Origin of the sequence: Curtobacterium sp. PhB136 (assembly GCF_004346855.1) — a bacterium.
Classification (GTDB): Bacteria; Actinomycetota; Actinomycetes; order Actinomycetales; family Microbacteriaceae; genus Curtobacterium.
Genome location: NZ_SMGH01000008.1, coordinates 186,970 through 212,610, shown reverse-complemented (window position 1 = coordinate 212,610; position 25,641 = coordinate 186,970). Strand labels below are relative to the sequence as shown.

Here is a 25,641-nt window from a genome sequence, read left to right as displayed (position 1 = left end):
GGACCGGCTGCACGCCGGTCGCGATGACGCGGTCCCCAGCCTGGAGGCCCGGCGCGGCCCCGCAGCACGCCGCACCTCCAGCCACGGCTGGGTCCAGACCCGCCCTCCCGTTCGAAGACCAGGCACCATGTCACAGCTCACGCCCGCGCGCCGCGCACTCGCGCTCATCGCGCTCGCCCTCGGTGGCTTCGCCATCGGTTCCACGGAGTTCGTGGCGATGGGGCTGTTGCCGAACATCGCCGCAGCACTCCTGCCGACGCAGTACGCCGCCGACCCGGACGCCGGGGTCGCGCACGCCGGCTGGCTGGTGAGCGCCTACGCCCTCGGGGTCGTCGTCGGTGCGCCGACCATCGCCGCGATGTCGGCGAAGTTCCCGCGCAAGGGCCTCCTGCTCGTGCTGCTCATCGGCTTCGTGGTCGCCACGATTGCCAGCGCGATCCTGCCGTCCTTCGGGCTCGTCCTGGTCGCACGCTTCGTCGCCGGGCTGCCGCACGGTGCGTACTTCGGGATCGCGTCGATCGTGGCCGGCGACATCATGGGTCCTGGCAAGCGCGGCAAGGGCATCGCGATGGTGCTGCTCGGGCTGTCGATCGCGAACGTCGTGGGTGTCCCCGCGATCACCTGGATCGGGCAGAACGCCGGCTGGCGTGTGGCGTACGGCGTGGTCTCGGTGCTGTTCGCGGCGACCTTCCTCGCCGTCGCGGCGTTCGTGCCGCGCAGCGCCCGTGACGAGTCGGCGTCCATCGGCCGCGAGCTCCGGGCCTTCCGCGTCCCGCAGGTGTGGCTCGTGATGGGCCTCGGCGCCGTCGGGTTCGGCGGGTTCTTCGCCGTGTACTCGTACATCTCGCCGCTCGTGCAGAACGTCACCGGGTTGTCGGAGGGCGCGGTGCCGCTCGTCCTCGTCGTCGTCGGGCTCGGCATGGTCGTCGGCGGTGTCCTCGGCGGGCACCTGGCGGACCACAGCGTCAAGCGCACCATCTACTTCGGGATGTTCGCGCTCATCGGGGCGTTGCTCGTGACCGTGCTGACCGCGCAGTTCACGGTCGGCATCTTCGTCGGGGCGTTCCTGCTCGGTGCGACCTCGTCCGCGATCCCGCCCGCGGTGCAGTCCCGGCTGATGGACGTCGCCGGCGACGCACGGACCATCGCGGCAGCGCTCAACCACTCGGCGTTCAACATCGGGAACTCGCTCGGCGCAGCGCTCGGTGGCGCGGTCATCGCCGCCGGGTTCGGCTTCGTCGCACCGGGGTGGCTCGGCATCGTCCTGGCGCTGCTCGGCGTCGGCATGACCGCGATCAGCTACGGCGTCGAGCGCCGTTCGACCCGCCGTGCGCGCGTGTCGTCCCCGCACCCCACGACCGGCCCGATCACGTCCCCGATCCCGATCGTCTGACCCCGCTTCGCGCCGCCCGATGCGCTGTCCCGCTCCGTGAGCGTGCTCGATCTCGGTCGGCGCAGCTCGCTCGACGGGCGGTGACGACCCACCGTGCTCGGCAGACGCGAGCGGTGTGTCGTGACCGGTGGGGTCACACCGCAGTGCCAGGCACGCACCAGCGTCGCACCGCACCGGGAAACGGACACAGCACCACGGGATCCCGTGGTGCTGTGTCCGTTTCGTGGCGAAGCCCGGAGCGCGGGCATCCCGGCGCCCGGGCCCCGCCCCGCACCGAGCGCGCGACTACAGCCCGTGCGGGCTGCCGTCCTGCACGATGATGCCGTCGGTGATCGCCCGCTTCCGGAGCGCCACCTTCGTGCCGACGTCGAAGCCGGCCACGCGGTACTTCTCGCGGATGCGCTTGAGGTAGCTCTTCGCGGTCTCCTCGGAGATGCCGAGCTGGTACGCCACGCTCTTCACCGGCTCGCCACCGCCGTAGAGCGCCATCACGCGCCGCTCCTGCGCGCTGAGCTTCGGCACGCCGCCGACGTCGCCGCTGTTGATCGCCAGGTCGAGTTCTGCGGAGACGTACTGCTCGCCGCGCTGTGCGGAGCGGATCGCCTCGACGATCATCTCGGCGTCCTCGCTCTTCACGAGGTAGCCGAGCGCGCCGGAGCCGAGGGCTTCGCGCACGACGTTCGGCTCCGAGTAGGTGCTCATCACGACGGTCTTCACGCCGGCCGTCTTGAGCGTCGAGATCTTCAACGAGACCGGGATCGAGTCCTTGAGGTCGAGGTCGAGGAGCACCACGTCGACCGGGAACGCGGGGCTCGTGAGGAGCTCCGGCCAGGTCGTCACGGCGGCGACGAGCGTGATGTCGTCGGCGGCGCCGCGGATCCACTCGGTGAGCGCGCCGAGGAGCATCTTGTGGTCGTCGACGAGGGCGAGTCGGATCGGTTCCTCTGGAGTCGCCATGCTGGCGTCCTTTCTCGTGGTCTGCGTGGCCGAGCCTAGGTGGTGGGCCCACTCGGCGAGGACAGGCTGGTCAGGGTGTCCGGCAACCCGTCACATCGTGGGGTGCCGGTCGACGACGCAGTGCGCGACGATGTGCAGCGCGCCGTCCCGCATCGTGTCGGTGTACGGGCCGATGCGCGCCAGGCCGCTCCACGCCGTCGGACCGAGCCGGCGCCGGGTGACCCCGCGCGACTCGATGACGATCGGGACGTCCATCGTGTCGTCGGAGACCGGGTGTCCGGCGGTGCCGACGGGGCCGAGCGTCACGGAGACCATCGGGACACCAGGCTGCAGGCCGCGTCCGTCGCCGACCATCTGCCAGAGCGCCTGCAGCAGACCGTCGCGCTGCGCGGGCGTGAGGTGCCCGGCGAGGGAACTCGGATCGGCGACGCTGACCGCACGGCCGAGGTGGTCGGACTCCGTGATCGCGTGGTAGAGCCAGGTCTCGCGGCGGCCCTCGATGAGGTGCAGGCGGAGCTCCGTGGCCAGCGACGCGGCGACCGAGGACGACGCGTCGGACAGGGGGAGCGGGTCCGTGCCGTTGGCGACCGCGTCGAGGAGCTTCTCCGCGGCGAGGTCGAGTCGGGCGAGCTCGTCCGAGGCGAGCATCCCGACCGCGAACTGCGGCGCTGTGACGTTCGACTGCACGAGCACCCGGTCGAGCTCCCGCTGGACGAGCTGCCGGAAGCGGTGGGTGACGAAGATCGCCACAGAGGGCGGGACGATCACGAGCGCGAGCATCGACAGAAGCCCGGGGATCGTCTCCGAGGTGATCGGGGTCGACGCGATCGACATCCCGACGAACGCCAGGCCGAGGACGGTGATGGCTGCAGCGACCTCCCGCGCGGGGCGGAGCGTCGCCACGGGCAGGAGCGCGAAGCCGGCGGCCACCGAGGCGCTCGCGGTGTGGGCGAGGTCGTGCTCCGGCCAGACGCCGATGAAGTCGAGGGTGACGACGCAGCCGAGCACCACGCAGATCAGCGCGAAGGCCAGTCCGGTCAGGCGTTCGCCGTAGGTCATGACGCTGAGGCCGACCCCGACGGCGGCCACGATGAACAGCATCCACGCGGCGGCCGGCAGCCACGGATCGGTGTAGCCGTTCCAGTGGGCGAGGAAGACCGCGATGCCGGCGACGGCCTCGACCGCGGTGAGCACCGCGGCGCCGAGACCGAGGTGTCCCGCACCGAGCGAGGCTCCTGGCTTCGCCGCCTGCCGCAGCGATCGTGCCCCGGTCGAGGTGGAGGGGAGGCCGCGCGCCTGCCGACGTTCGGTGCCCCGATAGCGCTCACGGGCCTCCCGTCGGGTCCGCGGAGCGGGCTGCGCGCTCTCACCGGGGAGACCGCGACCGATGGTGTCCTCGGGGATGCGGCTCATCGGGGCGCCTCCAGGACGACGGTGGTGCCGGAACCCGGCGCGGAGAAGAGGCGGGCGTCGCCGCCGACTTCGCGGAGGCGGTTCACGACGCTCTCCTTGAACCCGAGCCGTTCTTCGTCGATCGCCCCGATCTCGAAGCCGACGCCGGAGTCGGTGACCATCGCGCGGACCATGTCGTTGTCGTGCACGATCGTGACGTGCGCCTCGGCGACGCCGGCGTGCCGGCGGACGTTCTCCAGGCACTCCGCGAGGGCGAGCAGGAACGCGTCGAGGACGTTCGTGGGGAGGAGCACCTGGCCGGTGCCGTGCCAGCTGACCTCGAGCCCCATCCGGCCGAAGCGCTGCTTGACCGACTCGAGGGTCTGCCCGAGCGGGGACTCCTCGGTGCGGGTGAGGGAGTAGTCGCCGGACTGCTGGGGCTGCGGCGTCGCGCCGAGCCGGAGGTGCCGGAGGAGTCTGGCGTCCTCCGCAGCCTGCTCGCGCATGGCCTGCTCGGAGACGCCGACGCCCGAGTGTGCGAGGAGTGTGAGCGTGGCGAGGACCGTGTCGTGCAGGAGGCGCGCGCCCTGGCGGCGCTGCGCCTCGGTCTCGCTGGCCTGCCGCTCCGCGCGGTGTGCCGTGCCGATGCTGTAGATGCGGCGGGCGACCCGGGGGATGCTCCGGGAGATCCAGAACGCGACGACCGCGGTGAGCACCCAGCCGAGGGCAGCGCCGCCGACCGGGGAGGTGAGGACACCGCCGGTGGCGTTGACCATGATCGCGAGCGACGCGACACCGCCGAGGACCGTCAGACCGAGGCCGACCAGGTGTCCGCGCTGCGCCATCAGCAGCGAGGAGAGGCCGCCGGCGGCGAGGGGGACGAGTGCGCTGGCCACGACCGGGCGGGCGTCGGCGTCGGCACCGGTGGTCAGGAGGAAGAGCGCTCCGAGCCCGGAGACGAGCGTCAGCGCGGTCCACCACACGGCGCCGTTCCAGCCGAAGACGACGAGGGCGGCGACCATCACGACGATGCAGGCGACGCCGGCGGCGAGCGGTCCGGCGGGGACGGCGAGGGAGCACAGGATGCTGACCAGGCTGACGAGCGTGCAGATGATCCCGACCACACGGGTCGTCGACCGGAGGAGTCGGTCACGTTCCTGTGCGAGGGGTTCCATCGTGGTCCTGATCGGTTCTGTGCTCGTCGGTGGTGCGATCGGCCGGGCGGCGGTGCGGTGCGGTGCTGTGCTGTGCGCGTCGGCGCGGCTGGTCCGGACATCATTCCACGAGCGACACCCATTGGGGGGTGTTCGGCACGCCTGCTAGTTGGGTTTGGCAACGAAGTTGTTATTGCAGTTGCGATCAGAACCGGGGACCGGCATCAGCTGGACGGAACACGTCCAGCAGGTGCGCACATCGTCCAGGCGGCCGGCCGGCCGCCGCGCGGCTCAGCCGAGCAGCCGCCGCAGGTGCGCCCCGACCGCCTCGTGCTCGATGAGGAACCCGTCGTGCCCGAACTCGCTCTCGATCACCGCGGCCCGGTCACCGTCGAGCGTGTCCGGGATCCCCGCGGCGATGCGGTGCTGGTCCTCCACCGGGAACAGGCGGTCGCTCGAGATCCCGACGACCAGGGTCCGCGCCGTGATCCGCCCGAGCGCCGCCGCGACACCGCCCCGCCCCGCGCCGAGGTCGTGCGAGTCCATCGCGTGCGTCAGCGTCACGTAGGTGGACGCGTCGAAGCGCCGGGTGAACTTGTTCCCGTGGAAGTCGAGGTAGCTCTCCACCGAGAACCGTCCGTCGTCGCCGAGCGGGGACACGTCGGACTGCCAGGAGCGGTCGAAGCGCCCGTTCAGCTCGTCGGACGCGCGGTACGTCATCATCGCCATCCGCCGGGCGAGGGACAGCCCACGGGAGGGACCGTCGCCGGGGTCGGCCTCGAAGTAGTCGCCGCCGGCGAACCCGGGGTCCATCTGGATCGCGGCGCGCTGCAGCGAGTTCGCGGCGATCTGGTCCGCGGTGGTCTGCGCCGTGCTGGCCAGGACGGCCAGCCGCGCCACCCGCGACGGGTACGAGGCGGCGAACTCCAGCGCGTGCATCCCGCCCATGGAGCCGCCGACGACCGCGGCGAACGTGTCGATGCCGAGCGCGTCGGCGAGCTGGGCCTGCGCGGCGATCTGGTCCCGCACGGTGACGAACGGGAACCGGGAGCCCCACTCGACGCCGTCCGGGGACACCGACGACGGCCCCGTCGAGCCCTGGCACCCGCCGAGCATGTTCGGTGCGACGACGAACCACCGGTCCGTGTCGATCGCGCGGCCCGGGCCGACGACGTCGCCCCACCACCCGGCGGTGCGGTGCCCGGGGCCGGCTGCGCCCGCCACGTGGGAGTCGCCGGTGAGCGCGTGGAACACCACGATCGCGTTGTCCCGAGCCGCGTTCAGTTCGCCCCAGGTCTCGTAGGCGATCCGGACGCTCGGCAGGCGGCCACCGCGGACCCACTGCTCGCCGATTGCGGTGAAGTGCCGGGATCCGGGGTGGTCGCCAGGGCGCCAGGCACCGGTGACCGGGGGTTTCCCCAGTGTGCCGAGTGCGGTGCCGGGCACCAGGGTGGACGGCACGGAGTCCTCGGGAGTCGTCTGCCAGTCCATGGTGCGTCCATTCTCCCGGACGGGGGCGTGCCCGGTCGCCGTGTTACGTCGTCCCGGTCGCGTCCGGCGGTGGTGTGGTCGGACCGGACGGGAGGCTCGGCTCGGCTCCGCCGCGGTCGTCGCGTCCGCGGGGGGCGACACCGTCGCTGTCGTACGACGACGGGGACGTCGCTGTCCGGCGGGTGCAACAGTTGCACACGCGAGGGAACGACGAGGTCGCTGTCGTACGACAGCGACCTCGTCGTTCTGGGTCGGGAGCGCGCGTCGGGAGTCTGGGTCGGGAGCGCGCGTCGGGAGTCCGCGTTGGGAGCGCGGGTCGGGAGCGCGGGCCGCGCTACGCGCGGAGGCCCTCCTGCGCGACGGCACGGGCTGCGGCGAGCCCGGCCTCGAGGTCCGCCTTGAGGTCCTCGACGTTCTCGATGCCGACCGACAGGCGGACGAGCCCCGGCGTGACACCGGTCGTCAGCTGCTGCTCGGGCGTGAGCTGCGAGTGCGTCGTGGACGCCGGGTGGATGACGAGCGAGCGCACGTCGCCGATGTTCGCGAGGTGCGAGAACAGCGACAGGTTGTCCACGAGCGCCCGGCCCGCGTCGACACCGCCCTTGAGCTCGAACGACAGCACCGCGCCGACGCCCTTCGGCGCGTACCGCGTGGCGGCGCCGTACCAGGGCGAGGTCGGCAGCCCGGCGTACGCGACCGTGGCGACGTCGGGGTGGCGGTCGAGCCACTCCGCGATCTCCTGCGCGTTCGCGACGTGGCGTTCGATGCGGAGCGAGAGCGTCTCGATGCCCTGCAGCAGCGCGAACGCCGTGTCGGGGGAGCTCGAGGCACCGAGGTCGCGGAGCAGCTGCACGCGCGCCTTGATGATGTAGGCCAGCGAGTTGCCGACCGCCTCGGCGAAGACGGCCCCGTGGTAGGAGGGGTCCGGCGTGTTGAACTCGGGGAACTTCTCCGGGTGCTGCGACCACGGGAAGGTGCCGCCGTCGACGATGACGCCGCCGATGACGGTGCCGTGTCCACCGAGGAACTTCGTCGCGGAGTGCACCACGATGTCGGCCCCGTGCTCGAACGGACGGATCAGGTACGGCGTCGCGATCGTGTTGTCGACGATGAGCGGCACGCCGGACTCGTGCGCGATGTTCGCGACGGTGGTGATGTCGAGGACGTTGATCTTCGGGTTGCCGATGGTCTCCGCGAAGAACAGCTTCGTGTTCGGGCGGACCGCACGGCGCCACTCCTCGGGGTCGTCCTGGTCCTCGACGAAGGTGGTCTCGATGCCGAGGCGCGCCAGCGTGTACTTGAACAGGTTGTAGGTGCCGCCGTAGATCGACGACGACGACACGATGTGGTCGCCGGCCTGCGCGATGTTCAGCACGGCGTACGTCTCGGCGGCCTGGCCGGAGGCGACGAGGAGCGCACCGGAACCACCCTCGAGCGCCGCGATGCGCTGTTCGAGGACGTCGTTCGTCGGGTTCATGATGCGCGAGTAGATGTTGCCCGGCTTGGCGAGGGCGAAGAGGTCACGCGCCTCGTCCGAGTTCGCGAAGACGTACGAGGTCGTCTTGTAGATCGGCGTGGCCCGGGCACCCGTGGTCGGGTCCGGCTGTGCGCCGGCGTGGACCTGCGTGGTCTCGAACCGCCACTGCGCGGCGTCGTTCTCGGTCATCTCGTGCTCCTGTCCGTGCAGCTGGTCGTCGGGTCGCCGTGGGCGCCGGTCGGGAGGAACGGCGCGCCTTCACGTCGTCGCACACGCTACGGACGTGGCCGGTCCGGCACCACCGCCCCCGTCTCGTGACGTAACGCATGTCGACGCCTGCGCGGAGATGTCACTGCCGGAACAACCAGCGCACGTTCGGCTCGAGGAGCCAGTGCATGCCGCGGCGGACGAACGGCTGCGCCAGGAACAGGCTCACTGCGCAGGCGATGACGACCATGAGGAGCACGAACGGCCACGCGGAGTGCGGTCCGGCCAGGACGCCGGACTCACGGATCGGGTAGAGCACGAACGTGTGCAGCAGGTAGACGTACATGGTCGCTGCGCCGAACTGCGTGATCCAGACGTTCCGCCGGGGGACCAGCACCAGGAAGGACGCCGTCAGCAGCGTCGCGAGGAGCATCAGCCCGAAGCGCACCGCACCGGCCCACCACGCGTCCTCGCCGAGCCCCGAGTAGGAGTCGTCGTAGAAGAACCAGTGGTGCAGGTCGAACTCCTTGAACTGCGGGATCCACAGCGCGCAGGACACCGCCCACGCCAGGAACACGATCCCGGCGGCGACCCGGACCCGGACGACGGTGCGCCGGGACGCCTCGTACCAGCGGTCGAACACGCCCCACTGCTTCACCTGCCACCCGAGCAGGAAGAACGGCAGCAGGCTGATCGCCCGCGACAGCGAGAGCGTCGAGTCGACGTTGTCGAAGTACCCGACGCCGATGCTGAACACGACGGCCCAGAACAGCGGCCACCGCAGCTGCGCGAGGTACGGCAGGATCAGCTTGAAGATCCCGAGGGCGAGCAGGAACCAGAGCGTCCACGTCGGCTGGGTCGGGTTGAACTTCTTCCCGCCCTCGACCAGCGCCTGCACCACGGTCCAGATCGTCTGCATGATGATGTACGGCACGACGATGTCGGTGATCGTCCGGCGCATCCGCTTCGCCGTCGGGGTGTCCGCGGACGAGAAGTACCCGCTGATCACACCGAACGCCGGCATGTGGAACGCGTAGATGAACGTGTACAGCGCGAGGGCGTGCTCGCTCGCCGTCGTCTGTCGCTGGATCGCGTGGCCGATCACCACGAGCGTCACCGCGATGAACCGCGCGGTGTCCCACATCGGGATCCGGCGAGGGGTCTTCCCGGGTTCGAGCCTCGTGTCCGGGGTCGAGGGTGCCGGGGGCGCAGCGTCCGTCGTCATCGGCGGTCACGTTACCGGATCGTGATGTGCGCGGTTCGGTACGGTTGTCCGGACATCGCATCGGTGTCGGATCTGACCTGCGCTGGAGGAAGCACATGGCACGTCGCGTCGTCGTCACGGGAGCGAGCTCGGGGATCGGGGCGGCCACCGTCCGTCTGTTCACCGCGCACGGATGGGACGTGCTGGCCGTCGCCCGACGCGCCGAACGGCTCGCGGCGCTCGCCGAGGAGACCGGCGCCGACACCCTCGTGGCCGACATCACGGTGGCCGAGGACGTGGCGGCGCTCGCTGCGCGCGTCGCAGAGCTCGGGGGAGCCGACGTGCTCGTCAACAACGCCGGCGGCGCCTTCGGGTCCGCGAGCGTCGAGGACTCCGACGTCGACGACTGGCGCGCGATGTTCGAGGTCAACGTGATCGGCACGAAGCGCGTCATCGCGGCACTGCTCCCGCAGCTGCGCCGTCGCGCTGCCGATGCCGGGAGCGCCGACATCGTCACCGTGACGAGCACCGCGGGCTTCACCGCCTACGAGAACGGCGGCGGGTACAACGCGGCGAAGTTCGCCGAGCACGCGCTCGTCGGCGCGCTGCGGCTCGAGCTGAACGGCGAACCGATCCGCGTCGTCGAGATCGCCCCGGGCCTGGTGAAGACCGACGAGTTCGCGCTCGTCCGGTTCGGCGGCGACGAGGCCAAGGCCGCCGCGGTGTACGACGGCGTCGAGGACCCGCTGACGGCTGACGACGTCGCGGCGGCGATCGTGCACTCGGTCGAGCTGCCCGCCCACGTGAACCTCGACCTCATCACGATCCGTCCGGTCGCGCAGTCGGCGCAGCACAAGCTCGCGCGCGGACACCTGTCGCCCAAGTCCTGAGCGGCACCGGACCGCCCGGGCTCGCGTCCGCACGCGCCCGGGCGGCGACTGCGGGTCGCGGCAGTGGCATCCCTGCCGGTACCGTGGTCGGATGCCGATCAGCAGCGAACCCGCCGAGTCCCCGTCGCCCGCTGTCGTGACCGTGACGAGCGGGCCAGAGGTCCTGGGCTGGCTCGAGTTCGGCGACGCGGCACGACTCCTCGCGAAGGACGTCCTCTCCGCCGGGTTCGAACCCGAGGTCGTGGTGGCCGTCGCCCGCGGCGGACTCATCATCGCCGGGGCCGTCGCCTACGCGCTCGGCACCAAGGAGTGCGGCTCGATCAACGTCGAGTTCTACACCGACGTCGAGCAGCGCCTCGAAGAGCCCGTCGTGCTCGCACCGGCCCTCGACGCCCCGAGCCTCGCGGGCAAGCGCGTCCTCGTCGTGGACGACGTCTCCGACTCCGGGCGCACCCTCGCCCTCGTCGTGGACATCATCGCGAAGGCCGGCGCCGACGTCCGCAGCGCGTGCCTCTACTCCAAGCCGGGCACCGTCCTCGAGCCCGACCACGTCTGGCGTCGCGTCGACGGCTGGATCACGTTCCCCTGGAGCGCCCTCGCACCCGTGACGGCCGAGTCGTGAGCATCCACCTCGTCGGCGGCGGACTCCTCGCCGCGTCCGACGCCGCTGCTCCCTTCCTCGCCGAGGCGACCGCCCGGTCCGCCGCGGTCGGCCGCACCGTCCCGCGCATCGGGCTCCTCTCGGTCGCCGGCCCGGACGGCTCGAGCCCCTCGTCCACCGCGGACATCGCGGAGACGCTCGGCGGCGCGCGCGCCGCGGAGGTCCTCGTGACCGAGGTCGCGCCCGGCCAGCCGTTCAGCACCGCCGTCCTCAGCGACATCGACGCGCTCGTCGTCGGCGGCGGCCGCACCCCGGACTACCTCGACGCCATCGCGCCGCTCGTGGACCAGATCCGGCTGCTCGTCTCGGACGGGCTGCCCTACCTCGGCTACTCGGCCGGCGCGATGATCGCCTCCGACCGGGCGCTCCTCGGCGGCTGGCGCGTCGGCGGTGTCGAGGTCTGCCCGGAGGGCGCGTCCGAAGGTCTCGACGAGGTGGAGCTCCGCGAGGGCCTCGGCCTGGTCGACCTCACCATCGACGTGCACGCGGTGCAGGCCGGCACCCTCGCGCGGCTCATCGCCAGCGCGGAAGCCGAGTTCGTCACGGCGGGTCTCGCCATCGACGAGGACACCGCACTCGTCGTCGGCGAGGGCGCGCTCGAGGTCCGCGGCTCCGGCAGCGTGTGGCGGGTGGTGGCCGGCGACGAGTCGGTCTCCGTCGGGACCATGGGCGCGTAGCAGCGCACCGACACCCCGATGCAGCCCGTCCCGCTCGCCGACCTGGTCGATCCCGGCTGGGCGACCGCGCTCGCCCCGGTGGAGGACGACGTGCACCGCATCGGTGCCTGGCTCCGCGAGGAGACCGCCGCCGGTCGTCCGTACCTGCCGGCGGGCGCGTCGGTGCTCCGCGCCTTCGAGTACCCGTTCGACGACGTGAAGGTCCTCGTCATCGGGCAGGACCCGTACCCGACGCCCGGGCACCCGATCGGGCTGTCCTTCGCGGTCGACCCCGGCGTCCGCCCGGTCCCGCGCAGCCTGGCGAACATCTACCGCGAGCTGCACGACGACCTCGGGGTGACCCCTCCCGAGCACGGCGACCTCCGCCCGTGGTCCTCGCGCGGCGTGATGCTGCTCAACCGGGTGCTCACCGTCGGAGCGGGGGACGCCGGCAGCCACCGGAACAAGGGCTGGGAGCGGGTCACCGAGCAGGCCGTCCGGGCCCTGGTCGCCCGCGGGAAGCCGCTCGTCGCGGTGCTCTGGGGCGCCCAGGCCGGGTCCGTCCGGCCGTTCCTCGGGGACACCCCGGTCGTCGCATCGGCGCACCCGAGCCCGCTGAGTGCCTCCCGCGGGTTCTTCGGCAGCCGTCCCTTCTCGCAGGTGAACGAGCTGCTCGTCGCCCAGGGTGCCGACCCCGTCGACTGGACGCTGCCCGCGCGGGTGTGACGAGCCTCCAGGCCGGATCCGTGACCACGCGTCGGACGCGACCCTGCCCCGCGCGTCGGGCGGGACCCGTAGGCTCGGAGCGTGCTCGAGGAGGAATACCGCCAGCGGCGGGTGCTGCCGCGCCATCTGCGTGCGCCGGCCCCGTCGGAGACCGCGTTCGTCTGGTCGATCCGCGCTGCGGAGCCGTCGGACCTGCCGGACATCCGTGACATCCATTCGCACTACGTGCGGAACTCGTCGGTGACGTTCGACGGGTCGGTGCTGTCCTTCGCGGCGTGGAAGCAGCGCTACGACGAGATCCGGCGGCGGAAGCTGCCCTTCCTCGTCGCGGTGAACCCGTCCGGGCAGATCCTCGGGTACGCCCTCGTCGACCCGTGGAACCCGCGCGACCGGTCGAACCACGTCGTTGAGAACTCGATCTACCTGGGGCCGGCGTCCGGCGGCAAGGGGCTCGGACGCGCGCTGATGGAGGCGCTGCTCGACGAGTGCCGGGCCGCCGGCGTGCGCGAGGTCGTGGCGGTCATCGCCGACCGGTCCGCCGACGCCTCGATCCGGTTGCACCAGCGGCTCGGCTTCGAGGAGATCGGGCGGATGGGCAAGGTCGGCTACAAGTACGACCGGTGGCTCGGCACGGTGACGATGCGACTGCGCCTCCGCGGGCCGCGGACGCGGCGCGGCGCCCGCCGGTAGCGGGCGCCGAGCCGGGTCAGCCCACGGCGTCAGCGCGCGGGGGTCAGCGCGCGGGAGCCAGCGCCAGGCGGGCGATGACCTCGGTGGCCTCCTCGGACGGGGTGCGGTCGGCGGCGATCGTGATGTGCGCCTCGTCCGACCCCGGGAGCTCGAGGATCGCGAGCTGGGACGCCAGCAACGACGTCGGCATGTAGTGCCCCGTGCGTGCGGACATCCGCTCCTCGATGAGCGCCCCGTCCCCGGCGACGTGCACGAACACGACCCCCGGCGCCCGGAGGACGTCGCGGTACGAGCGCTTCAGCGCCGAGCAGGTCACGACCCCGTGTGAGCCGTCTGCCAGGTGGTCGTCGATCCAGCCGGAGACCACGTCGAGCCAGGGCCACCGGTCCTCGTCGTCGAGGGGGATGCCGGCGTGCATCTTGTCGACGTTCGCCGGCGGGTGCATCGAGTCGCCCTCGGCGAAGTCCCACCCGAGTCGTTCGGCGACCATCGCGGCGACGGTGGACTTGCCGGAGCCGGAGACCCCCATCACGACGAGGACGCGGGCATCGAGCGCAGCGGAATCGGTCGAGTCGCTCACGAGATGAACACCCCGGCCAGCAGGACCCCGAGCAACCCGAACACGGAGATCAGGCACTCCAGGACCGTCCACGTCTTGAACGTCTGCCCGACGGTCATGTTGAAGTAGCTCTTCACCAGCCAGAACCCGGCGTCGTTGACGTGCGACAGGAACACCGAGCCGGCGCCGATCGCCAGGACGAGCAACGAGGTCTCTGGCGTGGACAGCCCCTGCGCGATCGGGGCCATGATGCCCGCGGCGGTGACGGTCGCGACGGTGGCGGAGCCGGTCGCGACACGGACGAGCGCGGACACGACCCACGCGACGAGGAGCACCGAGACGCCGGAGTCCTTCACCGCGTCGGCGATCACCCCGCCGATCCCGGTGTCGATGAGCACCTGCTTGAACCCACCACCGGCACCGACGATGAGGAGCACCCCGGCGACGGGCGGCAGCGCGCTCTCGAGGGACTTCGACACCGCGGACCGGTCCATGCCGCCGCCGATCGCGAAGAAGACGATCGCGTAGAGCGCGGCGAGGCCGATGGCGATCATCGGCGTGCCGAGGAAGTCGAGCAGGCCCACCCAGGTGCCGGAGGCGTCGGGGACCGTTGCTTCACGGATGGCCGCGGCGAGCATGAGCACGACGGGCAGCAGGATGCCGATGAGCGCGACCGTGAAGGACGGGCTGCGCGGTTCGGTGATGGTCCGCGTGAAGTCGCTCTTGTCGTTCGGGAGCGACGCGGTGTCCTGCGAGGGCCGTCCGCGTCGGGCCTGACGGCCTTCGTGCGCGGGATCCGAGCCGGCACCGGAGCCGCCGCCGGAGCCCGAACCGGACTCGGAGCCGCCGCGCGACCCGAACAGGTCCGGCGCGGGGATCGGGACCCAGCGGGCCGCGAAGGTGGCGAAGAGCGGCCCGGAGAGGATGATCACCGGGATCGCCAGCACGATGCCGAACGCCAGCGTGGTGCCGAGGTTCGCCCCGACGGTCGAGATCGCGACGAGCGGGCCGGGGTGCGGCGGCACGAACGCGTGCATCGTGGAGAGGCCGACGAGCGCCGGGACCGCGATCTTCATGACCGGGACCTCGCTGCGCTTGGCGACGAGGACGATGATCGGGATGAGGAGCACGAGGCCGACCTCGAAGAACATCGGCAGGCCGATCAGTGCCCCGATGAGCGCCATCGTCCAGGGCAGCAGCGCCTTCGACGACTTCCGGACGAGCGTGTCCACGACCCGGTCGGCGGCGCCCGAGTCGACGAGCATCTTGCCGAACATCGACCCGAGGCCGACCAGGATGCCGACGCTCGTCATCGTGTCGCCGAATCCGGTGCCGAAGCTCTCGACCGCCTTCGCCGGGGCGAGGCCGGCACCGATGCCGACGCCGATCGCGCCGATCGTCAGGGCGATGAACGGGTGGATCTTGAGCCAGGTGATCAGGACGATGATCACGACGACGCCGGCCAGCGCTGCGATCACGAGCTGCGGCACGGTGCCGGCGGCCTTGACCGTCTCGGTCCCGGCGGCGAGCACGGTGTTGGTGACCGGTCCGCTCGCGGTGAGGGGGTGAGGCATCGGTGCCCCTTCCTGGAGCCGCTGATGCGTGGCTCCGTCGCCTTGGTTCTCGGTGGTGCTGGCGCGTCACGCCGTCACTCAATAATCTGATTAATCAGACTACATGGCGATCTGCCGCGCGGCACACTCCCGTCCGCGCAGTCTGCCGGTCTGATGGAGATCGCGTCACACCGACGCGCACGACGTACTGCACGGAGGAACGATGACGACCCCACGCGGCCTGCACGCGCAGGTGCTCGAGACGCTGGGCCAGCGGATCGTCTCCGGAGCGGTCGTCGCCGGCACGGTGCTCCGCCCCGAGGACGTCACCGCGGAGTTCGGCGTCTCGCGCTCGGTGGTGCGCGAGGCGCTCCGCGTCCTGCAGTCCCTCGGCCTGGTCGAGCCCCGGCAGCGCGTCGGCACCCAGGTGCTGCCGCCGACGTCGTGGGAGCTGCTCGCGCCGGAGGTGATCCGGTGGCGCGGTGCCTCGAGCGGGTACTTCGTGCAGCAGCGGGAGCTCCTCGAGCTCCGCCTCGGGATCGAACCGGTCGCCGCCTCCCTCGCGGCGACCCGCGGCACGGGTGCCACCGCCCCGGTGCTCGCCGCCGCGCTCGACATGGTGGACGCCGCACGGTCCGGGGACGGGACCGCCTACCTCGAGGCCGACGTGCGCTTCCACCGCGCGCTCCTCACCGGCTCCGGGAACACCGTCTTCGCGCACTTCGCGACCACCGTCGAGGCACTGCTCCGCACCCGCACCTCCGAGTCCCGCGACACCATCACCCGGTGGACGGGCGCCGCCGCAGCCCGGCACGAGGCCGTCGGACGGGCGCTGGCCGCGGGCGACCCGGCGGCGGCCGCGACGGCGACGACCGCCCTGGTGGGCGTCACCCGCGACGAGTTCATCGCCGAGGCGCCCGGCCGCTGACGCCGACGTGCGGTGGCCGGCCCGGGCGGTGAGCGCGCGTCACCACCGGACGGGAGGCTCGGTGCGGGCCGGCACCGGGCCTCCCGTCCGGCGGTCTCAGCGTTCCGTCACGTGACCCGCCTCGACACGCCACTGGCGGTCCAGCCGGACCGTCTCGAGCATCCGGCGGTCGTGCGTGACGAGCAGGAGGGTGCCGTCGTAGGAGTCGAGCGCCTGCTCGAGCTGCTCGATCGCGGCGAGGTCGAGGTGGTTCGTCGGCTCGTCGAGCACGAGGACGTTCACCCCGCGGGCCTGCAGCAGCGCCAGCCCGGCACGGGTGCGTTCGCCGGGGGAGAGCTCTCCGGCGGCACGGCCGACGTGGTCCGCCTTGAGGCCGAACTTCGCCAGGAGCGTGCGGACCTCGGCTGTGGCCATCTCCGGGACGAGGTCCTCGAAGAGCACGGCGAGCGGCTCGGTGCCGGTGAAGAGCCCGCGCGCCTGGTCGATCTCGCCGATCGCGACGTTCGCCCCGGTGCTCGCCGTGCCCGTCGTCGGTCCCTGCTTGCCGAGGAGTGCGCGGAGGAGCGTCGACTTGCCGGCGCCGTTCGGGCCGGTGATGCCGATGCGGTCGCCGCCGTCGACCTGCAGCGACACCGGGCCGAGCGTGAAGTCGCCCTGCGTGAACGTGGCGTCGGACAGGGTCGCGACGACGGCGGAGCTGCGCGGGGCCTGGCCGATCGTGAACTCGAGCTGCCACTCCTTGCGGGGCTCCTCCACCTCGTCGAGGCGGGCGATGCGCGACTCCATCTGCCGGACCTTCTGCGCCTGCTTCTCGCTCGACTCGGAAGCGGCCTTGCGGCGGATCTTGTCGTTGTCCGGCGCCTTCTTCATCGCGTTCCGGACGCCCTGGCTCGACCACTCCCGCTGCGTGCGGGCACGGGACACCAGGTCGGCCTTCGTCGCGGCGAACTCGTCGTACGCGTCGCGCTTGTGCTGCCGGGCGATCTCGCGCTCTTCGAGGTACGCGTCGTAGCCACCCCCGAAGAGCCGGTTCGAGGACTGTGCCAGGTCCAGCTCGAGGACCGCGGTGACCGAGCGGGCGAGGAACTCCCGGTCGTGGCTGACCAGGACGGCGCCGCCGCGGAGGCCGTGCACGAAGTCCTCGAGGCGGCGGAGCCCGTCGAGGTCGAGGTCGTTCGTCGGCTCGTCGAGGAGCACGATGTCGAACCGCGAGAGCAGGAGCGCCGCGAGGCCCACCCGTGCCGCCTGCCCGCCGGAGAGCGCGGTCATCGGCGCCGTCGTGTCGACGGTGAGCCCGAGGTCCGCGAGGACGACCGGGACGCGTTCGTCGAGGTCCGCGGCTCCCGAGGCGAGCCATCGGTCGAGCGCGGTGGAGTAGCGGTCGGCGGCGTCGGCCCCGGCGTCCGGGTCCCCGAGCGCCGCAGCAGCGGTGTCCATCTCGGCGGTGGCCGCGGCGCAGCCCGTTCGCCGGGCCAGGTACGCCGCGACCGTCTCGCCGGCGACGCGCTCGTGCTCCTGGGGGAGCCAGCCGACGAAGGCGTCGGTCGGGGCGAGCGACACCGTGCCGGCGAGGGGTTCGTCGACGCCCGCCAGCAGCCGGAGCAGCGTCGACTTGCCGGCGCCGTTCACGCCGACGACCCCGATCACGTCACCGGGTGCGACCGTCAGGTCGAGGGAGTCGAACAGCGTGCGTGCGGCGTAGCCGCCGGCGAGGCCCTTGGCGACGAGCGTGGCGGTCATGGTGCCATCGTCCCATGGCGCGCGGGCCCGTTTTGCGGTAGCCATGGGGGTGTGAACCGTTCCGTCGCCGTCGTGGGTCCCGGCGCGATCGGGACGACCGTCGCGGCGGCGCTCCACGAGGTCGGCAGGACGCCGGCGCTGTACGGGCGACGAGCGCGTGCCGACGTCACGCTCGTCGTCGACGACCGCCGGATCGTGGTGCCGGGGCCGGTCGTCGGCGTTGGTCCTGCTCCGGCCGTGTCGGCTCCTGTTCCGGCCGTGTCGGTTCCCGCTCCGGCCGTGTCGGTTGCTGCTCCGGCCGTGTCGGTTCCTGCTCGGCCGGTCGACGTGGTGTTCCTCGCGGTGAAGGCGACCCAGGTGGCGGCGGCCGCCGGGTGGCTCGACGCGCTGTGCGGGCCGGACACCGTCGTGTGCGTGCTGCAGAACGGCGTCGAACAGGTCGCGGCCGTCACGCCGTACGCCGGGAGCGCGCAGGTCGTCCCCGCCGTGGTCTGGTTCCCCGCCGTCGGCGAGCCGGACGGCGCCGTGCGGTTGCTCGCGCCGGCTCGGCTGACGCTGCCGGACACGCCGGCCGCAGCAGTCGTTCGCGACGTCCTGGACGGGTCGCGCTGCTCGGTCGAGCTCGCGGCCGACTTCACGTCCGTCGCCTGGCGGAAGCTCGTGCAGAACGCCGTGGCGGGACTCATGGCGCTGACGGGCCGCCGTGCCGGGGTGTTCGGCCGGCCGGACGTCGCCGAGCTCGCCCTCGCCTACGCGCGCGAGTGCGTCGTGGTCGGCCGTGCCGTCGGGGCGGACCTCGGGGACGACGTGGCGCCCGCCGTCGTCGCGGGCTTCGTCGACGCACCCGCCGACTCCGGCACCTCGATCCTCGCTGACCGCGACGCCGGCCACCCGCTCGAGTGGGACGTCCGCAACGGCGTCGTCCGTCGGCTCGGACGCGCCCACGGCATCCCCACCCCGATCAGCGACGTCGTGGTGCCCCTCCTCGCCGCCGTGAGCGACGGACCAGGGTGACGACCGCGCTGTTCCTGCTCGCCGCCGGGGTCGTCGCCGGGGTCATCGGCACGGCCGGTGGGATCACGTCGCTCGTGGCGTACCCGGCGCTCCTCGCCGTCGGGGTGCCGGCACTCGCCGCGAACGTGACGAACTCCGTCGCGTTGCTCGGCAGTGGTGCGAGTTCAGCGCTCCGGGCCCGCGGCGACCTCGACGGGCACGGCGCGACGCTGCGGCGGTGGCTCCCGGTGACGGTCGTCGTGTCCGCCGTCGGCGCGGTGCTCCTCCTCGTGACGCCGGCGCACGTGTTCGACCGGATCGTGCCGTTCCTCGTCGCCGCAGGGTCCGTGCTGCTCCTGGCGCAGCCCTGGATCGACCGCCGCCGGGGAGCCGCGCGGATGCGCCGTGGCTCCGCCGCCGCGAGCGTCTCAGCCGTGTCGCTCTACAACGGGTACTTCGGGGCGGGGTCCGGCGTGCTGATGATCGCGGTGATGCTGCTCGACGGCGAGCCCGTGCTGCACCGGGCGAACGCGCTCAAGAACGTGCTGCTGCTCGCGGCCGACATCGTGCCCGCGGTGCTGTTCGCGGTGTCCGGGACCGTGGTGTGGGCGATGGTGTGGCCGCTCGGGGCGGGGGCCGTGATCGGTGGTCTGATCGGGCCGTCCGTCGCCCGCCGGGTGCCGCAGACGCCGCTGCGGATCGCGATCGCGGTGTGCGGGTTCGTCCTGGCGGGGTACCTGCTCGTCGCGGGGTGACGGGTGCCCGGTGGCGCGTGCCGGGCGCGAGCCGGGTGGCGCGTGGCGAGTGCCGGGCGGGCGCGTGCGGGCGTGTGGTGGGGCACTTCGCGCGTGGTGAGTTGAATCGCGCGTAGGGGGTCGGTTCTTTCGACTGCCCGAGCCCGATTCGACCTTCCAGCGCGGATGCCATGGGAAGGAACGCGCACCGGGCACTGTGGCGGGTCGGCCTCTCGCGCCGCGCTCGGCTCGGGAGTGAGTCGCTCGATCGTCTCCGCGCGCTCGGTGAGTGCCCGCATCTGCGAGCCTCGATCCCGAGGGGTCGGTCCAACCGTCGCCCGACGGGTGCCGGGTGCCGGGTGCTCGATCTGGTCGGCCTCGGTGCGGGGTCTTGCGCATGCATACCGGGTATGGGCATACTCGGTATGTCCGGAGCTGTCGTCCACGAGGACGACGTCACGACGGACACGACCGCGAGGGGGATCGCATGAGCGTCAGGATGGGTGTACTCGCGCTGCTGGTGGGAGGACCCGGGTACGGGTACCAACTCCGGGGGGAGTTCGAGCACAGGACCGGCGGGACCTGGCCACTGAACATCGGCCAGGTCTACACGACGCTCGACCGCCTCGAGCGGGACGGCCTCGTGGCCCGCGGCGACGCCGACGACGACGGACACGTCGTCTACACGGCGACGGACGCGGGCCACGAGGAGGTCGCCCGCTGGTTCAGCGAGCCGGTGCCGGCCAAGCGCGGCCGGGACGAGCTCGCGATCAAGTTCGCGCTCGCGGTGACCGTGCCCGGCGTCGACGTCGCTCGACTCGTGCAGGTGCAGCGTGCCGCGGCACTGCGGAACCTGCAGGACCTGACCCGGCTGAAGCGCTCGGCGGACCCGGCGGCGGACCTCGCATGGTCACTGGTCCTGGAGTCGATGGTGTTCCAGGCGGAGTCCGAGGTGCGGTGGCTCGACCACGTCGAGTCCTCCGTCGCGCGGTACCGTCCGTCGGCCGCGCCCACGACTTCGTCGTCTGCTGCGTCTGCTGCGTCTGCTGCGGCTGCGGGCTCCGCGGGAGGTGCCCGGTGACCGCGACGGGGTCGACGGTCGTGCCGCTCCTCGAGCTCGACGCCGTCAGCGTGCAGTACGGCTCCGGTGCCAAGGCCGTCACGGCGCTCGCCGGCATCGACCTGCGGGTGGCCCGGGGCGAGATGGTCGCCGTGATGGGCACGTCCGGCTCCGGGAAGTCCACGCTGCTGGCGTGCGCCGGAACCCTGCTCCCGCCGACGAGCGGCGAGGTCGTCATCGACGGCGACTGGCTGTCCGACCGTCCGGCACGGGACCTCGCGGCACTGCGCCGACGGCTCGTCGGGTTCGTCTTCCAGGACTTCAACCTCATCCCGTCGCTCACGGCTGCCGAGAACGTCGCGCTCCCGCTGGAGCTCGACGGGTGGAAGCCGAGCCGCGCCCGGCGCGCCGCCGAACTCGCGCTCGACAACGTGGAACTCGCGCACCGCATGGACGCCTACCCGGACGACCTCTCCGGCGGGCAGCAGCAGCGCGTGGCGATCGCCCGCGGCGTCGTCGGCGACCGTCGGCTCGTGCTCGCCGACGAACCGACCGGCGCGCTCGACTCCCAGACCGGGGAGGTGGTGCTGCGGATGCTCCGCCGGCACGTCGACGCCGGTGCCGGAGCACTCCTCGTCACGCACGACGCGCGGCACGCGGCGTGGGCGGACCGGATCGTCTTCCTCCGCGACGGACGGATCGTGGACGAGACGGCGTACTCCGGCGTCGAGCTGACCCTCGCGCACGGACGGTCCGGCTCGTGAGCGGCCGACGGGACTCCGCCCGGGGCCACCGTCGATCGGCAGCAGCGCGACCGGACCTCGTGGTCCGGACGCCGCTCGCGCTCCGGTCGGCGGTCCGACTCGGGCGACGGCTCGCCTTCGCCAGGCTCGGACGCGCGGCGCTGATCGTCGCGCTCATCGGCGTCCCGACCGCGGGCTTCGCGGCGGCGGCGGTCGTGGTGCAGTCGACCCAGGCGACGACGACCGAGAGGCTGGACTACTCCCTCGGGCACGCGGCCGCCCAGATGCGGGTCGTCGGGCCGGACCTGTCGGGCATGCGGCAGGACCCGGTCGACTGGCAGGTCACCGACACGCGCCGGAACTCCCCGGCGTTCCGCTCCTCCGATGCCGACCAGCCGTGGGCGTCGGTACTCGACCACGTCCCGGCCGGCGCGGTCTCGATCCCGGTGGGCTCGACGAACGTCGTCGTGGACGGGCCGAAGGGGCCCGTCGCGCTGCCGGGGACCGAGGGCAGCACGTGGGACGACGCCCTCGACGGGCACTGGCGCGTCCTGAGCGGCCGGGCGCCGACGACGCCCGCCGAGCTCATGGTCACGCCGGCGACGCTCCAGCGGCTCGACGCCCGCGTCGGCGACACCGTCGACGTCACCGACCCGATGACGAAGCGGTTCACCATCACCGGGACCATGCGCGACCTCGGGTCCGTCCCGGACGTCCAGGGCGTGTTCCTGCCATGGGGGACGACGCTCGGCAACGCGGCGGACGCCACCGCTGTGGAACCGTACGACCTCACCGTGTACCTCGCGACCGACGCCCCGACGTGGTCGGAGATCCACGCGCTCAACGCGCACGGCATCGTCGTCGAGTCCCGCCCGGTGGTCCTCGACCCGCCGGACGACCGCGTCGGTGGGCAGGGCAGCGGGATGAACTGGTACCTCGCCGGCCTCACGCTGATCGGCGTGTTCGCACTCTTCGAGGTCGCGCTCCTCGCCGGTGCCGCCTTCCTCGTCGGGACCCGCGCGGACTCCCGCTCCTACGCGATCCTCGCGAGCGTCGGCGGCGACCGGCGGTTCGTCCGGACCGTCGTCGCCGGCTCCGGCCTGGTGCTCGGGGTCACGGCGGCCGTCCTCGGCGTCGCGGCCGGCGTCGGCATCGGACGGGTCGCGTTCGGCGTGCTCGACAACGGCGACGTGACGTCCTACCCGGGCTTCCACGTCCCCGCGCTCCTGCTGCTCGCGATCGCCGGTGCCGGGGTGCTCGCCGGACTCGTCTCGTCGCTCGTCGCCGCGCGCGCTGCGACCCGCATCGACGTCCTCAGCGCCCTGCGCGGTTCCCGACGGCCGGTCACCCCCAGCCGGAAGACCCGCGTCCGGCGACGGATCTGGGGTCCCGTGCTCGTCGTGGTCGGGGGCGTGATGACCCTCGCCTGCGGTGTCGGCGTGCTGATGCTCAACGACCGCCCGGTGCAGCACGACGACCTCGCCTGGATCGTCGGCGCCGGGGTCGCGCTCGGTCCGTGCCTCGTCCAGCTCGGCGTGGTCCTGTGCGCGCCCGAGGTGCTCGGAGCCGTCTCCCGCGCCACGGAGCGACTCGGTTTGGCGTCGCGACTCGCGGCTCGGGACGCCCGACGCAACCCGATCCGCACCGTCCCCGTGCTCGCCAGCGTCATGAGCGTGGTGTTCGTCGCGTCCGTCGTGATGACCTGGACCGCGTCGTCGCACGCCGCGTTCGTCCGCGACTACGAGTACCGCACGGCCGTCGGCGTCGCCACCGCCGACGTCTCCGTGACCAACGGCGGCTACGACGCGGCGGTGACCCGGCACGCGGCCGAGGTCCTCGGCCACGTGCTCGACCACGACCGCATCCGGGTGCTCGGCGTCGCGCAGGAGCAGACGACCGAGCAGCCCGGCACACAGACGCTCCCGCACGTCTGGGAGCAGCGCGACTGCCCGACGAACGACACGACAGGGTGCTCCCGGTTCCTGCAGTCCACGGACAGCACCGCCCCGCACATCTGGGCGGGCACCGCGGACGACCTCGCGGTGCTCACCGGGCACCGCACCTCGGCTGCCGTCTCGGAAGCGCTCGCCTCCGGCAAGGCGGTCTCGCTCTGGCCGGAGTACGTCCGCGACGGTATGGTCCGCATCGACAGCTTCGAGGACCGGAAGTGGGACGACCCACTCCCGACCGGTGACACCCGACCGGATGCGAGCGTCAGCATCCCAGCGGTGCTCGACGTGCAGAGCCCACGGATCATGGTCGGGGTATTCATGACCCCCGAGACCGCTCGGCAGCACGGCGTGCCGACGGTTGACGGCATGCTCGTCACCCGCCTGCCCGGGCAGCTCACGACGGCGCAGTGGGACGACCTGAACTCGGCGTGGCAGGGCCGCGGGGGAGCGGACCGCGACCTGTGGGGCGGTCCGGCCTTCGGCTACGAGGCCGGACCGGTCGACGGTTCGGCCCCGGTGATGGCCGTCGCCCTGGCGCTCGCTGCCGCCGTGACGATCGGCGCGACCGGTGTCGCGGTCGGCCTGGCGCGGGCAGACGGCCGGCGCGACGACGAAGTGCTCGACGCCGTGGGGGCGGCACCGCGGCTGCGCCGGCGGATCTCCACCTGGCAGGCGGCGATCCTCTCGGCGGTCGGCGCGGTGATCGGCACGGCCCTCGGGTTGCTCCCGATCCGGGCGCTCACGCTCCGGTTCACGGACTCGGCCGTCGGTGTCACGCACACCCCCTTCGCGCCCGACTGGACGATGCTCGTGCTCCTCGCGCTCGGCCTGCCGGTCGTCGTCACGCTGGGCACCTGGCTCACGTCCGGCCGTCGGCGCCGCCCGACGGTGCGTCGCGCGCCCTGACCCGGCGCGCCAGCTGCCGGCCTCGCCGACTTGCGTCGAAATGGTGTCCGAAAGCGACAGTGGTCGCGAGCCGCGCACACGACCACTGTCGCTTTCGCGCACCACTTCGCGCCGGGTAGCGTCGCGGACGTGGCGAACGTGCGGGTGGTGGCGTACCGGGAGGCGTGGGCCGGGCGGTTCGGCGAGCTGCGGGATGCGTACGCGGCCGCGCTCGGCGCGTCTGGACTGACGCCGATCGCGATCGAACACGTCGGGAGCACGGCCGTGCCGGGGCTCGCGGCGAAACCGGTGATCGACGTCGACGTCGTGGTGGACGCCCCGGACGTCGATCTCGCAGTCCGAGCGCTCGGACTGATCGGGTTCGAGCCGTCCGGCCCGGGCGGCGTGCCAGGCCGGGTCGCCTTCTTCACGCCGGAGCGCTTCCGGCCCAGCAACACGTACGTCGTGACGGTGGGGTCGCTGGCGCTCCGGAACCACCTCGCGGTGCGCGACGTCCTGCGGTCCGATCGCGCACTCCGAGACGAGTACGGCACGGTCAAGCTCCGCGCGGCCGATACCGCTGCGGACATCGACGCGTACCTGGCGGCGAAGAGCGAGGTCCTCGAGCGGATCCTGCGCAGGGCCGGGCTCAGCGACGGGGACCTGGCAGCGATCGCGGCGGCGAACCGGGCGATCGCGGAGCGGGGCGCGCTCGGCTAGGGAGTGAGTCGCTCGATCGTCTCCGCGCGCTCGGTGAGTGCCCGGATCTGCGAGCCTCGATCCCGAGGGGTCGGTCCGAGACGCTCGCCCGTGAACCGCACGAGGTCGAGGAGAACGACCGCGACACAGGCGCGGAGCACGACGGGTTCGGCGGCTCTCGCACCCGCGGTGACGATGCGTTCGACTGCAGCCGGGGTGATCCGCGCGTGGCTGAGCAGCGTCGCGAAGTCGAAGACGCGGGTTCCGCTGCCGATCGCCTCGATGTCGACGACGCCACGGACGACGCCGTCCTGGAACAAGAGGTTCGCCGGACGGAGATCACCGTGCACCATGTCGGTCCGCGGCCACGCGACACTGCCAGCACCGTCGGCCAGCCGGTCGCACACCTCGAGCAGGCGACGGTCGGCGCCCTGCTCCCGGGCGGTGGAACGGAGGCGCTCCCAGCCGTCGCCGAGTTGCTCGAGCGCGAAGTCGGTCCAGGAACGGCCCGGGTCCGGGTCGAGGCCGGCCTGCGACTCGACGACGTCGACGATCGCCGCGGCGGTGCGTTCGTCGACGAGCTCGATGGTCCGTCCTGGGCAGAACTCCTGCAGGACGTACGCGGTGCCCGTCGTGGTCGTACCGACCTCCGACCACGCCGGGGTCGGGTACCCCGCTCGCCGGACCGCGGCGACGGGACCCGCGGCGGCCGTCACCTGACGCGCCCACCCGGCGTCGGCCGTCAGCTTGAGGACCGCCGTCCGTCCGTCGTCGTGCCGGACCGACCACGCGCCGGACTGCAGCCCGCCCCGGAACGGTGAGCCGAGCCTCCATCCCGGTGCCCTGCCGTGGACCTCGTGCAGCACCTGCTCGGCGGCGGCGCGGTCGCTGGTCACG

The 25,641-nt window shown here is 72.5% G+C and carries 23 protein-coding genes; 13 read left to right on the top strand and 10 right to left on the bottom strand.

The genetic code is table 11. From position 1 onward, the window contains the following. Positions 1-127: 127 nt before the first annotated feature. Positions 128-1,393, top strand: coding sequence for an MFS transporter (locus EDF27_RS14915; RefSeq protein WP_123653659.1), 1,266 nt, complete (start codon positions 128-130; stop codon positions 1,391-1,393). 285 nt (positions 1,394-1,678) lie between these two features. Here the strand turns inward: EDF27_RS14915 and EDF27_RS14910 are convergent, their stop codons facing one another. The 6 genes from EDF27_RS14910 to EDF27_RS14885 form a co-directional block, all read right to left on the bottom strand. Then, entirely contained in the window at positions 1,679-2,350 is a 672-nt protein-coding gene (locus EDF27_RS14910) for a response regulator transcription factor (RefSeq protein WP_123653658.1), read from the bottom strand. Between the two features lie 90 nt (positions 2,351-2,440). Next, positions 2,441-3,763: a hypothetical protein gene (locus EDF27_RS14905; RefSeq protein WP_123653657.1), complete on the bottom strand. Its 1,323-nt coding sequence runs from the start codon at positions 3,761-3,763 to the stop codon at positions 2,441-2,443. Continuing rightward, positions 3,760-4,917: an ATP-binding protein gene (locus EDF27_RS14900; protein ID WP_123653656.1), complete on the bottom strand. Its 1,158-nt coding sequence runs from the start codon at positions 4,915-4,917 to the stop codon at positions 3,760-3,762. The genes EDF27_RS14905 and EDF27_RS14900 overlap by 4 nt, the downstream gene beginning before the upstream one ends. Before the next feature lie 270 nt (positions 4,918-5,187). After that, complete coding sequence (locus EDF27_RS14895; protein ID WP_132049648.1) at positions 5,188-6,387, bottom strand: homoserine O-acetyltransferase; 1,200 nt, start codon at positions 6,385-6,387, stop codon at positions 5,188-5,190. A gap of 334 nt (positions 6,388-6,721) precedes the next feature. Then, entirely contained in the window at positions 6,722-8,053 is a 1,332-nt protein-coding gene (locus EDF27_RS14890; protein WP_123653654.1) for a bifunctional o-acetylhomoserine/o-acetylserine sulfhydrylase, read from the bottom strand. 160 nt (positions 8,054-8,213) lie between these two features. After that, a complete protein-coding gene (locus EDF27_RS14885) occupies positions 8,214-9,296 on the bottom strand; it encodes an acyltransferase family protein (protein ID WP_123704175.1) in 1,083 nt (360 codons plus the stop codon). A gap of 95 nt (positions 9,297-9,391) precedes the next feature. On the opposite strand from EDF27_RS14885, the gene EDF27_RS14880 reads away from it, so the two are divergent. The 5 genes from EDF27_RS14880 (at position 9,392) to EDF27_RS14860 (ending at position 12,898) form a co-directional block, all read left to right on the top strand. After that, positions 9,392-10,165, top strand: coding sequence for an SDR family oxidoreductase (locus tag EDF27_RS14880; RefSeq protein ID WP_123653652.1), 774 nt, complete (start codon positions 9,392-9,394; stop codon positions 10,163-10,165). A 91-nt stretch (positions 10,166-10,256) separates the two neighbouring features. After that, a complete protein-coding gene (locus tag EDF27_RS14875; RefSeq protein ID WP_185017108.1) occupies positions 10,257-10,787 on the top strand; it encodes a phosphoribosyltransferase in 531 nt (176 codons plus the stop codon). Beyond that, entirely contained in the window at positions 10,784-11,503 is a 720-nt protein-coding gene (locus tag EDF27_RS14870; protein ID WP_132049646.1) for a Type 1 glutamine amidotransferase-like domain-containing protein, read from the top strand. The genes EDF27_RS14875 and EDF27_RS14870 overlap by 4 nt, the downstream gene beginning before the upstream one ends. An 18-nt stretch (positions 11,504-11,521) precedes the next feature. Further along, entirely contained in the window at positions 11,522-12,208 is a 687-nt protein-coding gene (locus tag EDF27_RS14865) for a uracil-DNA glycosylase (RefSeq protein WP_123704179.1), read from the top strand. Between the two features lie 81 nt (positions 12,209-12,289). Next, the gene (locus EDF27_RS14860) at positions 12,290-12,898 is read left to right on the top strand and encodes a GNAT family N-acetyltransferase (RefSeq protein ID WP_123653649.1); all 609 of its coding nucleotides are present in this window, start codon (positions 12,290-12,292) and stop codon (positions 12,896-12,898) included. Positions 12,899-12,941: 43 nt separating this feature from the next. On the opposite strand, the gene EDF27_RS14855 is transcribed toward EDF27_RS14860, so the two are convergent. Both EDF27_RS14855 and EDF27_RS14850 read right to left on the bottom strand, forming a co-directional pair. Continuing rightward, entirely contained in the window at positions 12,942-13,478 is a 537-nt protein-coding gene (locus EDF27_RS14855) for a gluconokinase (RefSeq protein ID WP_311316812.1), read from the bottom strand. Beyond that, complete coding sequence (locus tag EDF27_RS14850; protein WP_132049644.1) at positions 13,475-15,031, bottom strand: SLC13 family permease; 1,557 nt, start codon at positions 15,029-15,031, stop codon at positions 13,475-13,477. The genes EDF27_RS14855 and EDF27_RS14850 overlap by 4 nt, the downstream gene beginning before the upstream one ends. 202 nt (positions 15,032-15,233) lie before the next feature. On the opposite strand from EDF27_RS14850, the gene EDF27_RS14845 reads away from it, so the two are divergent. Then, positions 15,234-15,938, top strand: coding sequence for an FCD domain-containing protein (locus EDF27_RS14845; RefSeq protein ID WP_132049642.1), 705 nt, complete (start codon positions 15,234-15,236; stop codon positions 15,936-15,938). A 96-nt stretch (positions 15,939-16,034) separates the two neighbouring features. Here EDF27_RS14845 and EDF27_RS14840 read toward each other — a convergent pair whose 3' ends face one another. After that, positions 16,035-17,678 (bottom strand): ABC-F family ATP-binding cassette domain-containing protein, encoded by a 1,644-nt coding sequence (locus EDF27_RS14840; RefSeq protein ID WP_132049640.1) that lies wholly within the window; start codon positions 17,676-17,678, stop codon positions 16,035-16,037. A 51-nt stretch (positions 17,679-17,729) separates the two neighbouring features. On the opposite strand from EDF27_RS14840, the gene EDF27_RS14835 reads away from it, so the two are divergent. The 6 genes from EDF27_RS14835 (at position 17,730) to EDF27_RS14810 (ending at position 24,765) form a co-directional block, all read left to right on the top strand. Then, positions 17,730-18,692: an oxidoreductase gene (locus EDF27_RS14835; RefSeq protein ID WP_132049638.1), complete on the top strand. Its 963-nt coding sequence runs from the start codon at positions 17,730-17,732 to the stop codon at positions 18,690-18,692. Next, positions 18,689-19,426, top strand: a complete 738-nt coding sequence (locus EDF27_RS14830; RefSeq protein WP_123653644.1) for a sulfite exporter TauE/SafE family protein — start codon at positions 18,689-18,691, stop codon at positions 19,424-19,426. The genes EDF27_RS14835 and EDF27_RS14830 overlap by 4 nt, the downstream gene beginning before the upstream one ends. A gap of 466 nt (positions 19,427-19,892) precedes the next feature. Next, positions 19,893-20,486, top strand: a complete 594-nt coding sequence (locus tag EDF27_RS14825; protein WP_165931514.1) for a PadR family transcriptional regulator — start codon at positions 19,893-19,895, stop codon at positions 20,484-20,486. Continuing rightward, positions 20,483-21,229 carry an ABC transporter ATP-binding protein gene (locus EDF27_RS14820; RefSeq protein ID WP_123653643.1) on the top strand — a complete coding sequence of 249 codons (747 nt, stop codon included), beginning with the start codon at positions 20,483-20,485 and terminating at the stop codon, positions 21,227-21,229. Before EDF27_RS14825 ends, EDF27_RS14820 begins: the two co-directional genes overlap by 4 nt. Beyond that, on the top strand, positions 21,226-24,066 hold the full coding sequence (locus EDF27_RS14815; RefSeq protein WP_132049637.1) for an ABC transporter permease: 2,841 nt from the start codon (positions 21,226-21,228) through the stop codon (positions 24,064-24,066). Before EDF27_RS14820 ends, EDF27_RS14815 begins: the two co-directional genes overlap by 4 nt. A 129-nt stretch (positions 24,067-24,195) precedes the next feature. Continuing rightward, complete coding sequence (locus tag EDF27_RS14810; protein WP_243698375.1) at positions 24,196-24,765, top strand: GrpB family protein; 570 nt, start codon at positions 24,196-24,198, stop codon at positions 24,763-24,765. Here the strand turns inward: EDF27_RS14810 and EDF27_RS14805 are convergent. Further along, a complete protein-coding gene (locus EDF27_RS14805; protein ID WP_165931513.1) occupies positions 24,762-25,640 on the bottom strand; it encodes an aminoglycoside phosphotransferase family protein in 879 nt (292 codons plus the stop codon). The genes EDF27_RS14810 and EDF27_RS14805 overlap by 4 nt on opposite strands. Position 25,641: the final 1 nt, after the last annotated feature.

What these genes read in the sequence shown, in the direction of transcription:
- EDF27_RS14865 (WP_123704179.1), top strand. Translation starts at nt 11,522, where the DNA reads ATGCAGCCCGTCCCGCTCGCCGACCTGGTCGATCCCGGCTGGGCGACC.
- EDF27_RS14875 (WP_185017108.1), top strand. Translation starts at nt 10,257, where the DNA reads ATGCCGATCAGCAGCGAACCCGCCGAGTCCCCGTCGCCCGCTGTCGTG.
- EDF27_RS14885 (WP_123704175.1), bottom strand. Translation starts at nt 9,296, where the DNA reads ATGACGACGGACGCTGCGCCCCCGGCACCCTCGACCCCGGACACGAGG.
- EDF27_RS14905 (WP_123653657.1), bottom strand. Translation starts at nt 3,763, where the DNA reads ATGAGCCGCATCCCCGAGGACACCATCGGTCGCGGTCTCCCCGGTGAG.
- EDF27_RS14845 (WP_132049642.1), top strand. Translation starts at nt 15,234, where the DNA reads ATGACGACCCCACGCGGCCTGCACGCGCAGGTGCTCGAGACGCTGGGC.
- EDF27_RS14895 (WP_132049648.1), bottom strand. Translation starts at nt 6,387, where the DNA reads ATGGACTGGCAGACGACTCCCGAGGACTCCGTGCCGTCCACCCTGGTG.
- EDF27_RS14900 (WP_123653656.1), bottom strand. Translation starts at nt 4,917, where the DNA reads ATGGAACCCCTCGCACAGGAACGTGACCGACTCCTCCGGTCGACGACC.
- EDF27_RS14825 (WP_165931514.1), top strand. Translation starts at nt 19,893, where the DNA reads ATGAGCGTCAGGATGGGTGTACTCGCGCTGCTGGTGGGAGGACCCGGG.
- EDF27_RS14850 (WP_132049644.1), bottom strand. Translation starts at nt 15,031, where the DNA reads ATGCCTCACCCCCTCACCGCGAGCGGACCGGTCACCAACACCGTGCTC.
- EDF27_RS14890 (WP_123653654.1), bottom strand. Translation starts at nt 8,053, where the DNA reads ATGACCGAGAACGACGCCGCGCAGTGGCGGTTCGAGACCACGCAGGTC.
- EDF27_RS14840 (WP_132049640.1), bottom strand. Translation starts at nt 17,678, where the DNA reads ATGACCGCCACGCTCGTCGCCAAGGGCCTCGCCGGCGGCTACGCCGCA.
- EDF27_RS14915 (WP_123653659.1), top strand. Translation starts at nt 128, where the DNA reads ATGTCACAGCTCACGCCCGCGCGCCGCGCACTCGCGCTCATCGCGCTC.
- EDF27_RS14910 (WP_123653658.1), bottom strand. Translation starts at nt 2,350, where the DNA reads ATGGCGACTCCAGAGGAACCGATCCGACTCGCCCTCGTCGACGACCAC.
- EDF27_RS14880 (WP_123653652.1), top strand. Translation starts at nt 9,392, where the DNA reads ATGGCACGTCGCGTCGTCGTCACGGGAGCGAGCTCGGGGATCGGGGCG.